This is a genomic window from Labilithrix sp. (assembly GCA_019637155.1).
GTDB lineage: Bacteria > Myxococcota_A > Polyangia > Polyangiales > Polyangiaceae > Labilithrix.
In genome coordinates, this window is sequence record JAHBWE010000008.1 from 268287 (window position 1) to 281317 (window position 13031).

Genomic DNA, 13031 nt, shown 5'->3' on the forward strand with positions numbered 1-13031 from the left:
GAAGAAGGTCGTCTTTCTCGCGCGCCAAGCCATCGACGAGTTGGGCGCCGATGACGAGTGCGAACCATCATCACTAGTGATGGTTCAATGTTCGATTTCTGCTCGACAATTTGGCGTTCATGCAATCGAGAGTCGCAGATTCGTCGTTGACATCGGATGACGCGCCCCTCTAAGAAGCATCTTCGATGATGGTGCTATATCGCCAATTGCGGGGAAGGCGCTGTCAGCAGTCGGGAGGGACCATTGGTCGATCGTCGAGTATCCAAGTGCCGCTCAACCTCGTCGCGCCGAGCCGTGGCGCTGGCCGGCGTCGTGGGCCTCCTCGTCGGCCTGCCGCTCACCGCGGTCGCTGACGAGCCCGCGGCGCCGCCGTCGTCGCCTGCGCCGTCGTCGACGGCGCCGACGGTCCATGGCGTCTACGACTTTTGCTACATGCGTCCTCCGAAGAAGACGTCCCACTACGAGAAGTGGCGAGTCGTCGTCTTCGAGCTCGGCGGCAAGGAGATCGCGACCGGTCCCGAGAAAGAGGTCGACGAGAAGGGCATCGCCGTCGGAGAGCACCAGGTCTTCCGCAACGGCGCCCTCTTCAACGACGTCCGCGACACGTTCTCCGCGACGTTCCCGATGCCGCGCTTCTACGCCGTCGAGGCCGAGACGGAGAGCCCGGCGGCGCTCCGCGGGAAGAAGCAGCTCTCCAGCAAGGAGATGATCGACGCGGCAGGCCTCGACACGTTCGCGGCCTACTCGATCGCGTGCTCGGACTGGGTCATCCTCCCTCGCCTGACGGAGAAGACCGCGTCGTGGAGGAAGGTCACCGCGAAGAGAAAGAACGGGACGACGTACCAGCGGTGGATGCTCGATGTCTCCTGGAAGATGGAGGCCGACGTCTATCGCCACGAGGCGAACGGCGGGTTCACGCTCTTCCAGACGGTCACCGACGGCAACGATGCCGGCACCGACGCCGCCTACGAGCTGGCGACGAAGGCGCCGCAGCAGAACAACATGGGCGCGCAGCAGATGCTGGTCTCGAAGCATCCCAAGCCCGGATGCGACCCACCGATGATCGCGGAGGGGGCCGCGATCGTGAAGGGAATCCACGCCTGCGTCGACGCGCTCGGCGCGCTCGCCGACCGCGCCCGCGAGACGCTCAAGGCGGACGAGAGCGAAACCGCCGGCGGTGCTCCCACCCCGCCGCCCGCGGCCCCGGGCGCCGACGGCGGAGCGCCCGCGACGCCGGCCGAAACGGTCGCGCCGACCCCGTTGAGCCCGCGGGAGCGAGGTCTCCTCAAGAGCCTCGCCGACAAGGATCGCGACGTCATCCCGGCGCTCCTCGGACTGCTGGGCGACTCGAAGAGCCAGCGCCTCCTCGACCTCGCCGACGAGATCAAGTCCGCGAAGAGCGCCTGCGAGAAGCCGGTCGACAGCGTCGAAGCGGCGAGCGAAAAGCTCCGTCAGCTCAGTCAGCAGGGTCCGGCGTCGCTCGGAGTGCCGGCCGTCCTCGGGTTGGCGGAGTGCGCGGGGATCGATCTCTCGCCCGACCTCAGCAGCGCGTCGGCGCCCGGAACGCAGCAGCACTTCTCGAAGCACTGCAAGGACGTCGACGACGACGTCGCGCACGGCCGCGACGCCATGCGCAACGTCGCGCGGTGCCGCGGCCGCGTGAAGACGGAGTGGGCGACGCTGAACCTGCAGAACAAGGTCAAACAGCTCGATCCGTTCCGGCTCTTCTCGATACTGCTGGCTCGACCGGGCAAGGACCCGCCGCAGGGGATCTCGGTCGGAAGGAGCGAGGGCGCGCGGCGCGGCGACGTGTTCGTCGCGATGCTCGAGCGGAACGGAGAGCTCGTGTCGGCGGGCTTCGGGCGCATCTCGGACGACGGACCGGGCGGCGTCGAGGGAGAGACCAACCCCTCCGGCTTCAAGTTCCGCCGCGGCGAAGCCGACAACGGTACGCAGATGAAAGAGCACCCGCAGATCGGCGTCGTGCTCGGCGCTCGACCGCAGGTGAGCATGTACGCGCTCAAAGGAAACCTCGACACGACCATCGCGTTCGGCGGCGCGGTCGAGGGCGGCTACAACGCGTCGAAGTTCGTCCCCGTCGGCGACGAGGTCTGGGGCCGCGCCAACATCGGGTTCCTCGTCGGCTCCAAGAAGGAGCAGTTCTTCAACATCGAGATCGGGCCCGAGGTCGTGAAGTACCTCGCGGGCGGCTTCGCGGCCTACGGCGGTCTCGGCGCATCGATCGCGCTCGCCTCCAAGAGCGTCGACACCCCCGGCGGAAGCCAGAGCTTCAGCGGCGCGAGCTACGGCGCGCTCCTCAACGTCGGCATCGACTACGCCATCACCCCCGACTGGAACGCGCGCCTCGGCGCCGGCTACCGGCAAGGCTTCAACAACGCCGATCTCACGAGCGACGCGGCCCCGGGGAAGATCGACGGCGGCACGCTCTCGTACGCGCACGCCGGACTCGGTGTAAACTACACATTTTAGGCGGCTCGAGACGCGCGGCGACTCAAGCCGAGCGCCGGGACGTGACGATGCGCTCGATCCGCTCCGCGGCCCGCGCGGCGCCGGGCTCCGCGCGGAGGCGGGCGCCGAGCGCCTCGGCGCGGGCGCGGTGGTCCGGTCCGAGCGCGGCGCGGATCGCGGCGGCGAGGCGCTCCGCCGTCACGCGGCTCCGCGCGAGCGCGCGCGGGCCGGTGCCGAGCTTGCGGTTGAGGAGGGCCCAGAACGGCTGGTCGCCGAAGAAGGTCATGATCACGTTGGGCCTCCCCGCGCGCAGCGCCTCGTGGAACGTGCCGACGCCGCCGTGATGGACGACCGCGGCGACGCGCGGAAAGAGCCAATCGTGCGGCGTCTCGTCGACGACGTGCACGCGCTCGTCGCTCGACGTCAGCCCCGCCCACCCGCGCGCGAGGACGACGCGAACGCCCGCGAGGCGCGCCGCCTTCGTCACGATGACGGAGAGCTCCTCCGGCGCGAAGCCCGTCATCGAGCCGAAGCCGACGTAGACCGGCGGCGGGCCCGCCGCGAGGAAGTCGGCGAGCGCGTCCGGCGGCGTGAACGGCGCCGGCGGCAGGAACGGGAACCCCGCGATCTCGTAGGGAGCCGGCCAGTCGGCGGGGCGCGCGAGCACCGATTCGCTGAAGAGGTGCACTCCGGGTATCCTGCGCGCGAGGACCGCGCTCACGACGTTGCGCTCGCGGAACGGCGCGACGCCGACGCGCCGGCGATAGTCGTTGTGGACCTCGTTGAACGGGCCGAACGCGAGGGACAGCACCTCGTGCCCGGCGGCGCGCTTCACGAAGCCGGGGAAGCGGTCGAGCCACACCGCCCCCACCGGCGCGATCTCGCGGGAGGGGACCATCGGCCACGGCGCGAGCACGACCGCGGGCAGGCCGCGACGATCGGCGGCGTGGAGCGCGCCGGGCGCGAGGACGTAGAAGAGGACGGCGTCCGCGCCCTCGACCGCCGCGTCGGCGTCCTCGCACCACCGCGCCTGGAGCGGCACGAGCAGCTCGCGCCCGTGGCGCGCATACTCGCGCGGCGATCCGGCCGACTCGAGCCAGCGCCGTCCGAGGTCCGACTCGAGGAGCGCGCGGAAGTTGTCGCGCAAGGGCGGGCCCGGCTCGACGCCGTGCGCGCGGATGAACGCGCCGTATTCGGCGTGGGTCGAGAGCGTCACGCGATGGCCGCGGTCCATGAGCGCCCGCGCGAGCGCGACGTACGGCTGGACGTCTCCGCGCGTCCCGCAGGTGACGATCGCGATTTTCATCGTAGCCTTGGCCCTCCATGAGCGAGACCGAGGCGATCGAGTCGGCGGACGCGCCCACCGCGAGCGGCTTCCGCCTCACCGTCGTCGACGGCGACGTCACCTACGAGGCGACCGGCCCGCGCTGCGCGATCGGCACCCACCAGTCGAACGACCTCTGCCTCTCCGATCCGAAGGTCTCGCGCTTCCACTGCGAGATCGTCCTCGACGGGCCGAACGCGCGCATCCGCGATCTCGGGAGCAGGAACGGGACCGTGGTCGACGGCGTCCGCGTCGCGGACGCGTTCCTGCGCGCCGGCAGCGTCGTCCGCCTCGCCGGGGTCTCGCTCCGGTTCGACCTGCTCGAGCAGGTCCGCCGCGTGCCGATCTCGTCGCGACGGAGCTTCCACGGCGTCGTCGCCGAGTCGATCGCGATGCGCGCCGCGCTCGCGCCGATCGAGCGCGCGGCCGGCAACGACATGACGGTGCTGCTCGAGGGCGAGACCGGGACCGGGAAGGGCAAGGTCGCGGAGGCGATCCACCGCGCGAGCGCGCGGAGCGGCCGGCCCTTCGTCGTCGTCGACTGCGGCGCGATCCCGGCGAACCTCCTCGAGTCGGAGCTCTACGGCCACGAGAAGGGCGCGTTCACCGGCGCCGGCGAGCGGCGCGTCGGCGCGTTCGAGGAGGCGAGCGGCGGGACGATCTTCCTCGACGAGATCGGCGAGCTCCCGCTCGAGCAGCAGCCCAAGCTGCTCCGCGCGCTCGAGAGCCGCGAGATCCGGCGCGTCGGCTCGAACGCGCATCAGAAGGTCGACGTCCGCATCGTCGCGGCGACGAACCGCGACCTGCGCCGCGAGGTCAACGACGGACGCTACCGCGCGGACCTGTACTTCCGCCTCGCGGTGATGCGCGTCGCGCTCCCGCCGCTGCGCGAGCGCGCCGACGACCTCCCCGCCCTGAGCCGCGACCTCCTCCGCTCGCTCGGCGCGAGCGACGACGCGATCGCGGCGCTTTGCACGCCCGAGCTCTTCGCGTCGCTCCGTCGCGGCGCGTGGCCCGGCAACGTGCGCGAGCTCAGGAACCACCTCGAGCGATGCCTCGCGTTCGAGGAGGCGCTCCCGATCGGCGAGGAGGCCGCGCCGCGCGCCGAGGTCGACGCGAGCGTGCCCTACGCCGAGGCCCGCCGGCGCACGCTCGATCGGTTCGAGCAGGCCTACGTGAAGGACCTCGTCGCGCGCCATCGAGGGCAGATGACCAAGGCCGCCGCCGCGGCGGGGATCGATCGCGTGTACCTCTACAAGCTGCTGAAGCGTCATCGCTGAGCGAGCTCGAGGACGTGGCGGTGATCGTCGTGGCGGCGGTACCCGGCGCGCAGCTCTTCGGGGAGGGAGCGCTCGTGACGCGCGATCCGCGCGACGAACGCGTCTATCCGCTCGCGCGCGTCCTCACCCCGCGCGCGCGCGACGTCGATCGACGTGCGGGCGACGAAGGAGCGCGTCATCGGCGGCGCGCCGAAGCTCGTCGCCTCCGCCCGCACGACGAGGCGAAGCGCGTCGTCGAGGCGGCCGGCGGCGAGCGCGACGCGCGACGCCGCCGCGTACGCGAGGGCGACGACGAACGGCGTCACGAGCTTGTCGTCGATGCCCTCGAGCGCGCGCGCGGCGAGGCGCTCCGCCTCGCTCCGGTCGCCCTTCTCGAGGTGGGCGTACGCGGCGAGCGCATGGGCGTGATGAGGATCGAGCGCGAACGCGCGCCGCGCCTGCGCGATCGCGTCGTCGTAGCGCTCCTCGAACACGTCGAGCCACCCGAGCTGGATCGCGCACCACGCGGAGAAGAGCGGCGCCTCGCCGATGTCGCGCTGGAGCTTGAAGAAGAGAGAGCGCGCGCGCCTCGAGTCCCCCGCCTCCCCGAAGAGGACCGCGGTCCCGTAGTCGAAGAGGCCGATCGCGATCCGATCCGGGATCGTCTCGAGCTCGCGCCGAGCCTCCTTCGCGCTCTCGATCATCACGCCGAGGTCCGCGTCGCGCCGCAGCATCATCGCGACGCGCGCGTAGCGGACGAAGACGCGGAACGCGCGGCTGGCGTCCGACGCCGCGGCGCGCTCCGCGTGCTCGACGAGCCGCTCCGCCGCCTCGAGCTGGCCGACGCTGTCGAGGATCTCGACGGCGAGGGAGATCGCGAAGCCGTAGAAGCCGGTCAATTGCACGTCCGGATCGGTCGTGAGGAGCATCTGGATGATCTCCGGCGCGGCCTCGTTGTCGCCGACGTAGGCGCCGGACGACAGCGCGTGCGCCGCCGCGGCGTAGGAGTGAGAGGAGCGCGGCGGGACGAGCGCGTACGCCTCCTTCGCCGCGCGCGCGGCGCTCGCGTGAGCGCCGGAGCCGGCGTCCACGATCGCCTGGACGAGGCGCAGCCGGCCGAGGAGCTCCCCCGTCGCGCCGCAGTGGACGCCGCGCTCCGAGAGCGCGCGCGCCGCGCCGATGTTCCACGACTCGACCGCGCGCTGCGCGGCGTCGAGGAAGCAGGGCGCCGCGCGCGCGCGGTCGCCGGCGCGATCGAAGTGCTCCGCGAGGACGAGCGCGTCCTTCTCGCCCGCCTCCTCCAGCCACGCGCCGGCGCGCCCGTGGAGCGCGGTCCGGTCGTCGTCCGCTAGCATCGCGTACGTGGCGTCGCGGAGGAGGCCGTGCCGGAACCGATGCTCGCGCGCGAGGCCGCGGCTCGGCGCGGGCACGACGAGCTCCTCCACCACGAGCCGCTGCAGCGCGTCGCCGGCGGCGGCCTCGCCGTCGAGCAGCGCGGTGACGCCGGGCTCCGAGAACGTCTCGCCGAAGACGCTCGCGACGCGCAAGAAACGGCGCGCGTCGGGATCGAGCCGCGCGATGCGCGCCTCCGCGAGGGCGAGCACCGTCTCGGGGAGCGAGCCCCACCCGCGCTCCGCGACGTGGCGGATCAGCTCCTCGAGGTGGAACGCGTTGCCGCCGGAGCGCTCCACGATGTGCGCGACGCCGGCGTCGTCGAGGTCGGGGAGCACCGCGCGGATCAGGCGCTCGGCCGCGCGCTTCGTCAGCGCCGAGAGCTTCACCTCCTGCACCGCGCAGCGCGACCACAGCCCGGGGAAGAGGTCGTGCACCTCGGGCCGCGCGAGCGCGAGCACCATCAGCGGGCGCGCCTCGTTCGCGCGCAGCGCCTCGTCGAGGTACGCGACGCTCGCGCCGTCGCCCCAGTGGAGGTCCTCGATCACGCAGACGATCGGCCCCGCCTCGACCGCGGCCGCGATCCACTCGGCGAAGCTCTTCGCGATCCAGATCCCGAGCGCGCGCGCGTCGTCGCGGGCGCCGCGGAGCTGCGGGCTCGGCGAAGGCGCGGGCGCGCCGACGAGCTCGCCGAGCATCTCCGCGGTGTGGTCGAGCACCTCGTCCGCGAAGAAGCGATCGAGGTACGCGCGGAGCGTCGCGTGCTGCACCTCCGCCGCGTCGTCGTCGCGCACTCCGGCGGCGCTCTGGACGAGCCGGCGCGCGAGGCCGAGCGCGGAGCCGGCGCCGACGGGATCGCCGCGCGCGACGAGGACCGTCGCCTCGCCGCGCACGCGCGCGAGGAGCTCGTGCGCGAGCCGGCTCTTGCCGCCGCCGGCCGCGGCGGTGACGACGACCGAGCGCGCGACCGGCTCGCCGAGGCACTCGCGGAAGGTCGCCTCGAGCAGCGCGAGCTCTTTGTCGCGGCCGACGTAGGGCGTGCGTTTTCCGAGGAGCGTGCGCGGCGCGGTCTCGCTGCGGGCGGGGCCGAGGAGCGCGCCGTCCTCGATCTCGAAGCGATCGCCGAGGAGCGCGGCCGACACGTCGTCGATCGGGATCCCGCGCGGGCGCGGGGCGAGCGTCGCGACGCGATCGATGATCGGACCGTACGCGCCCGCGTGCGCGTCGCCGACGCGCCCGGTCGCGATCGCGAGCGACGCCCCCGCGTGCTCGCGCGCGAGCGAGAGCGCGCACGCCGCCGCGGCGGTGGTGGGGTCGTGCCCGCGGAACTCGACGAGGAAGGCGTCGGCGGCGAGCGGGATCGCGCCCGCGACCGGCGCCGCGCCGGCGGCGACGCCGCGCGCGAGCACGATCGTGACCATGCGCTGCTCGCGATCGCCGACGCCGCTGCCGCTCGATCGCGACGTCTCGCTCGCCTCGAGCGCGCGGAGGACCGTGGCCGCGTCGCGCGGGCGCGCGTCCGGGTCCTTCGCGAGCATACGCGCGACGAGCTCGTCGATCGCGGGCGGGACGCTCGGCGCGAGGTGGCGCGTCCGCGGCGCCTCTTCGAGGAGCACCTTCGCGAGCACCGCGACCGCGTTGACGCCGGCGAAGGCGGGCTGGCCGGTGATGCACTCGAAGAGGACGCAGCCGAGCGCGAACACGTCCGCGCGCGCGTCGACGTCCTTCGCCCCGCGGGCCTGCTCCGGCGACATGTACCCGACCGATCCGATCACGAGCCCCGTCCGCGTGATCGGGACCGCGGTCGTGTCGAAGGCGCCGCCGCCGCGCGTCCGCGCGATGCCGAAGTCGACGACCTTGAGCCGCGACGGCGCGCCGTCGACGAGGAAGAGGTTCGCGGGCTTGACGTCGCGATGGACGATCCCGCGCGCGTGCGCGGCGGCGAGCGCCTCCGCGACGCGACGCGCGACGAGCAACGTGTCGGCGAGCGAGAGCGGCTCGCGGGCGAGGCGCGCGCGGAGGTCTTCGCCGTCGAGCCACTCCATCGCGATGTACGCGCGCTCGCGGACGGATCCGTGCGCGACGTACCCGACGACGGCGGGGTGATCGAGCTGCGCGAGCACGCGCGCCTCTTGCTCGAAGCGCCGATCGCTCCCCTGCTCCGCGATCACCTTCAGCGCGACGAGCCCGCCGGTGACGCGGTCGCGCGCGCGATAGACCGCGCCCATGCCGCCGGTGCCGGCGAGGCTCTCGATCACGAAGCGTCCGCCGATCGGCGCGCTCCCCTCCATCGGCTCCGCATTGTCCTCCATGTCGATCGTCATTGCGAGCGTCGGGCCAGGCCGGAAGCTCGGCGCCGCGCGGCGCCTGTGGACCGCGGAGCAACACCGGCGTCGCGCGGGTGTTGCCCCCGGGGCTACAGCGCGCGCGATCGACGCGGGGTTCCGTTCGGCACGCGGTTCGCTACGTCGGCCCGCGATGAACCGAGCACTCGTCACCGGCGCCAACGGACACATCGGCTCGAACCTCGTCCGCGAGCTCCTCGATCACGACTACGCCGTCGTCGCCTTCGTCCGCGACGGGGCGGACCTCCGCGGGCTCGACGGGCTCGACGTCCGCCTCGTGCGCGGTGACGTCCGCGACGCCGGCGCGGTGCACGAGGCGATGGACGGCTGCACGATCGTCTTCCACCTCGCCGCGCCGTACGTGCTCTGGGCGAAGGACGACGGCGCGATCGTCGATCCGGCGGTGGTCGGGACGGAGAACGTGCTCCGCGCGGCGAAGGAGCGCGGCGTGAAGCGCGTCGTCCTCACCGGCAGCTGCAACGCGGTCGGGTTCACGCGCGGGGAGCCGCTCGACGAGACCGCCTTCGGCGAGGCCGCGACGTCGCCGTACATCCGCGCGAAGCGCGAGCAGGAGCGCCGCGCGCGGGCGCTCGCCGAGGAGCTCGACGTCGACGTCGTCACCGTGCTCCCGACCGCCGTCCTCGGGCCGCACGACTACCGGAAGACGCCGACGACGGCGCCGTTCGTCGACGCGCTGCGCGGCAAGGGTCCGGTGCCGTTCCCGATGAACGTCGTCGACGTGCGCGACGTCGCGCGCGGACACCGCCTCGCGGCCGAGCGCGGCGTCGCGGGCGAGCGCTACTTGCTCGGCGGCGACAACGTCGACATGCCGACCCTCGCGACGTTGATCGAGAAGGAGACGGGGAAGAAGCCGGCGCAGGGCCTTCCGCCGATGTGGGTGCTCCGCGCGGTCGCGGTGGTCGCGGAGGCGGTCTCGGCGGTGTCGGGCGAGCCGCCGATGATCACGCGCGCGATCCTCGACGACGTCGCCGGCGGCGCGCCGCTCTTCACGATCGACAAGGCGCGGAAGGCGCTCGGCTACGAGCCGCGCCCGGCGCACGAGGTCGTCGCGGCGACGAACGCCTGGGCCCGCGAAATGAAGTGGATTTAGGCACGCTTGGGCGAATGTCGTACGATGGGGTGACATGCTCGGCGGCGCGATGCTCCGTCCAATGGAACGCCCATGAAGCTCCTCACGCTCCTCGGTTGTGTGGCCCTCTGCAGCGCGCTCGCCGCGTGCAACGACAAGAGCGTCGAAGACGCCGCCGCGGCGAACCAGCTCCGCGCGCCGGTGAACGGCCCGACCGTCAAGCCCGTGGTGCCCCCGGTGAGCCCGCGCGCCGGCACCGCCGACGACGGCGTCAAGCCCGTCGCGAACCCGCGCGGCGGCACCCCCGACGACACGATCAAGCCGGTCCTCCCCGCGCGCGGCTCCACCCCCGACGACACGATCAAGCCGGTCCTCCCCGCGCGCGGCGGCATCCCCGACGACACGATCAAGCCGGTCAAGCCGGCGCGCTGATCGCGGGGCTACGGCGTCGCGGCCGGCGGCAGCCGCAGCGCGGTGACGAGGACGGCGCCCCAACCGACGAGGAACGCGAGGCCGCCGAGCGGCGTGACGGCGCCGAGCGCGCGGACGCCGGAGAGCGTCATGCCGTAGAGGCTGCCGGAGAAGAGGAGGACGCCGGCGCTGAACGCGTACGCCGCGACGCTCACGCTCGCGGAGCTGGAGCGCGACGCGAGGTACGCGACGAGGCCGAGCGCGAGCGCGTGGATGGCCTGGTAATGCGCGCCGGTGTTCCACCACTCGAGGCGCTGCGCTCCGTCGGCGAGCGGGGCGAGCCGCGTCTTCAGCCCGTGCGCGCCGAACGCGCCGAGCGCGACCGCGAGGAAACCAAAGACGCCGGACGCGACGAGGGAGAGACGTTCCATCGCCCTCGCGTACCATCAGACGCGGCCCGAGCGCGCGACGAACTGCTCGCACTTCGTCTTCGCCGCGCCGGAGGTCGGCGACACGCCGGCGGCGAGCGGGTTCTCGGCGCCGTCGGCGTAGATCTTCCAGTCCCAACGACCGTCGCCCTTCCGCGCGAGCTTGGCGACGAAGGGGCCGGCCGTGCCTTCGAGCGCCGTCGCGGTGCCTTTCGACCAGATCACCATCGGCTCGATCGCTACGCGTGGAGCTGCACGGAGAGGCCCGGCGCGAGCGAGAACTTCCCCGCGCGCGGCTCGACGTTCGCGAGGCTCGCGACCGCGGGCGCGGTGACGAACAGCACGCCCGACTCTTCGTCGAGCGCGACGCGATCGCCGGGCCGGAGCTCGAGGCTGCTGTCGTTGATCCGGAGAAGGAGGCCGCGGCCGTGCCCGAGCCGCCCCGCGACGACGCGCGCGACGCGCGCCAGCGAGCGCGCTCCGAGCTCGAGGACGAGCCCGCCCTCGTCCTGCGAGATGCCGAGCGCCGGGAGGCGAAGCACCTCCGTCGCCGAGCCTTCCCGCGCGATGCGCTCGAGCAACGCGGCCTGCGCCGAGGACGACGCGAGCGCGCTCGGGCGAGCGAGGTCGGTCACGTTCCGCTGCACGTGCGAGAGGAGGCCGAGGGCGCCGCTCGGCGACCACGCGTACGCCGCCTCGAGCTCGTCGCCCGCGAGCCCGACGACCTGGACGAAGCGGAACGCGCCGTTGTTCGTCGCGACCGTCACGGCGAGCTCGGGATCGTCCGTGAACACGAGGCCGGTGAGGACCGTCGCCGCGCCCTCGGCGAGCGGACCGTTCACGTCGAGGAGCGCGCCGGGCTCGAACACGCGGCCGGTCTCATACGTGTACTGTGCAAGGTTCTGGAGCAGGCCGGCCGGCCACATCGGCGGCTCGCCCTCGGCGCCGCGCGCGACGCGCATCGTGAGCTCCATGCCCCATCCGCTGACCTCCGGGTTCGGGGACTCCTTGCCTCGGAGCTCCGTCAGCCCGTACGTGAGGTAGTGCCAGTGCGGCGCGCCGAGCGAGGAGCTGGCGTAGCAGTCGATGCCCTCCAGCGGGTCACGCCCCGTGAACGCGCCGCCGACGACGCTCGCGAGGTGCCGCGGCTCCTGCGCGCCGTAGAGGCTCCTGCCGGCGGCGCGGATCGAGTCCCATCCGTTCAGCGACATCGCGCGCACCGTACCACGGCGCGGCGGTCACGGCTTGTCGCCGCAGCCGCTCGTCTCGAAGCACGAATAGGCCTTCGCGCAGACCGCGTCGTTCAGGCACCCCTGCACCGTCGCGTCCTCGCACGCGGGATCGCCGGCGCAGGCGTCGTAGGCGTCGCCGGTCGCGTGATCGATGCCGGTCGGGTCGCAGCACGTCCAGCACGCGTCGAACGTCGCCTCGGCGGAGCAGGTCTTCGCCGGTGCCGGCGCGGGCGCGGGCGCGGGAGCGGGCGCGGGCTCGGACGGCGTCGCGGGCGTGGCGGGCTCCGCGGGCTCGTCATCGCTCGGGGTGCTCGTCTTCTTCGGCTTCGACTTCGACGACGACGGCGCGTCGTCGTCTTCGTCGCGGTCCCGCGACTTGTTCTTGTTCGCGGTGACCTTCGCGCCGGGACCCTCGAAGGCCTCGACGTCCGGCGTGCACGCCGCGGCGAGGACGACGGCGGCGAACGCGAAGAGCACCTTGACCATGTCCGCTCTTGGAGCGAGCGCCGTGCCGCCGGCCGCCGTCACGTCCTACATCGGCTGTGACGGGAGGAAGTGCGCGACGTCCGCGCACGAAAATCGCCCTGATTTTCCCGCGCCCCCACCCGTTGCTGCTCGCGCTGCACGCGCGCCGCGGCGTCGCGACGTGGCCCTGCGAAGCGGATCGCGTGCTCCTCTGGAGAACGCGCGGCGCTGCCTGGTCGCTCGTGGACCGTCGTCATGTGCAATTTTCTGCCGGCGCGGCGCTCGGGCGGCTCTACCCTCCGGCCATGACGCGGCTCACGGTCTTCGCCTTCGCCTTCGCCTTCATCGCGGGCTGCGACACCGGCGAGTCGACGGACGAACCTCCGCCCGCGCCGCCGACGCCCGACACCTCGTGCAACACCGACGGCGACTGCGAGGTGAAGGACGTCGGCAACTGTTGCGGCTACTATCCGGCCTGCGTCAACAAGGCCGCGGTCACCGATCCCGACGCGGTGAAGGCGCGCTGCGCCAAGGAGGGTACGGGCTCGGTCTGCGGGTACCCGGACATCGAGCGGTGCGCCTGCAAGGACAACCGCTGCGAGCGAGCGCAGTAGCG

General features: G+C 72.9%; 11 protein-coding genes. 5 read left to right on the top strand and 6 right to left on the bottom strand.

The features are described 5' to 3' along the window. Positions 1 to 312: 312 nt before the first annotated feature. Positions 313 to 2490, top strand: a complete 2178-nt coding sequence (locus KF837_18930; GenBank protein ID MBX3229400.1) for a porin family protein — start codon at positions 313 to 315, stop codon at positions 2488 to 2490. A gap of 22 nt (positions 2491 to 2512) precedes the next feature. Here the strand turns inward: KF837_18930 and KF837_18935 are convergent, their stop codons facing one another. Beyond that, positions 2513 to 3775, bottom strand: coding sequence for a glycosyltransferase family 1 protein (locus tag KF837_18935; GenBank protein MBX3229401.1), 1263 nt, complete (start codon positions 3773 to 3775; stop codon positions 2513 to 2515). A gap of 17 nt (positions 3776 to 3792) precedes the next feature. On the opposite strand from KF837_18935, the gene KF837_18940 reads away from it, so the two are divergent. Continuing rightward, positions 3793 to 5073, top strand: coding sequence for a sigma 54-interacting transcriptional regulator (locus KF837_18940; GenBank protein MBX3229402.1), 1281 nt, complete (start codon positions 3793 to 3795; stop codon positions 5071 to 5073). Here KF837_18940 and KF837_18945 read toward each other — a convergent pair. Next, positions 5064 to 8768, bottom strand: coding sequence for a protein kinase (locus tag KF837_18945; protein ID MBX3229403.1), 3705 nt, complete (start codon positions 8766 to 8768; stop codon positions 5064 to 5066). The genes KF837_18940 and KF837_18945 overlap by 10 nt on opposite strands. Positions 8769 to 8922: 154 nt before the next feature. Between KF837_18945 and KF837_18950 the strand changes: the two genes are divergently transcribed. Together KF837_18950 and KF837_18955 are read left to right on the top strand one after the other, a co-directional pair. Continuing rightward, complete coding sequence (locus KF837_18950) at positions 8923 to 9900, top strand: NAD-dependent epimerase/dehydratase family protein (GenBank protein MBX3229404.1); 978 nt, start codon at positions 8923 to 8925, stop codon at positions 9898 to 9900. A gap of 72 nt (positions 9901 to 9972) precedes the next feature. Further along, a complete protein-coding gene (locus KF837_18955) occupies positions 9973 to 10311 on the top strand; it encodes a hypothetical protein (GenBank protein ID MBX3229405.1) in 339 nt (112 codons plus the stop codon). A gap of 8 nt (positions 10312 to 10319) precedes the next feature. Here KF837_18955 and KF837_18960 read toward each other — a convergent pair whose 3' ends face one another. From KF837_18960 to KF837_18975, 4 genes are read right to left on the bottom strand one after another with little or no spacing between them, the layout of a single operon-like run. After that, positions 10320 to 10721 (bottom strand): DUF423 domain-containing protein, encoded by a 402-nt coding sequence (locus tag KF837_18960; GenBank protein ID MBX3229406.1) that lies wholly within the window; start codon positions 10719 to 10721, stop codon positions 10320 to 10322. A 15-nt stretch (positions 10722 to 10736) separates the two neighbouring features. Beyond that, entirely contained in the window at positions 10737 to 10946 is a 210-nt protein-coding gene (locus KF837_18965) for a hypothetical protein (protein MBX3229407.1), read from the bottom strand. Positions 10947 to 10957: 11 nt separating this feature from the next. Next, on the bottom strand, positions 10958 to 11929 hold the full coding sequence (locus KF837_18970) for a suppressor of fused domain protein (protein ID MBX3229408.1): 972 nt from the start codon (positions 11927 to 11929) through the stop codon (positions 10958 to 10960). Between the two features lie 27 nt (positions 11930 to 11956). Further along, positions 11957 to 12436, bottom strand: a complete 480-nt coding sequence (locus tag KF837_18975; GenBank protein MBX3229409.1) for a hypothetical protein — start codon at positions 12434 to 12436, stop codon at positions 11957 to 11959. 284 nt (positions 12437 to 12720) lie between these two features. Between KF837_18975 and KF837_18980 the strand changes: the two genes are divergently transcribed. Beyond that, the gene (locus KF837_18980) at positions 12721 to 13029 is read left to right on the top strand and encodes a hypothetical protein (GenBank protein MBX3229410.1); all 309 of its coding nucleotides are present in this window, start codon (positions 12721 to 12723) and stop codon (positions 13027 to 13029) included. The last annotated feature ends 2 nt before the right edge of the window (positions 13030 to 13031 follow it).

Coding starts and splice junctions, on each gene's coding strand:
- KF837_18935 (MBX3229401.1), bottom strand. CDS start 3,775: ATGAAAATCGCGATCGTCACCTGCGGGACGCGCGGAGACGTCCAGCCG.
- KF837_18940 (MBX3229402.1), top strand. CDS start 3,793: ATGAGCGAGACCGAGGCGATCGAGTCGGCGGACGCGCCCACCGCGAGC.
- KF837_18945 (MBX3229403.1), bottom strand. CDS start 8,768: ATGACGATCGACATGGAGGACAATGCGGAGCCGATGGAGGGGAGCGCG.
- KF837_18950 (MBX3229404.1), top strand. CDS start 8,923: ATGAACCGAGCACTCGTCACCGGCGCCAACGGACACATCGGCTCGAAC.
- KF837_18955 (MBX3229405.1), top strand. CDS start 9,973: ATGAAGCTCCTCACGCTCCTCGGTTGTGTGGCCCTCTGCAGCGCGCTC.
- KF837_18960 (MBX3229406.1), bottom strand. CDS start 10,721: ATGGAACGTCTCTCCCTCGTCGCGTCCGGCGTCTTTGGTTTCCTCGCG.
- KF837_18965 (MBX3229407.1), bottom strand. CDS start 10,946: ATGGTGATCTGGTCGAAAGGCACCGCGACGGCGCTCGAAGGCACGGCC.
- KF837_18970 (MBX3229408.1), bottom strand. CDS start 11,929: ATGTCGCTGAACGGATGGGACTCGATCCGCGCCGCCGGCAGGAGCCTC.
- KF837_18975 (MBX3229409.1), bottom strand. CDS start 12,436: ATGGTCAAGGTGCTCTTCGCGTTCGCCGCCGTCGTCCTCGCCGCGGCG.
- KF837_18980 (MBX3229410.1), top strand. CDS start 12,721: ATGACGCGGCTCACGGTCTTCGCCTTCGCCTTCGCCTTCATCGCGGGC.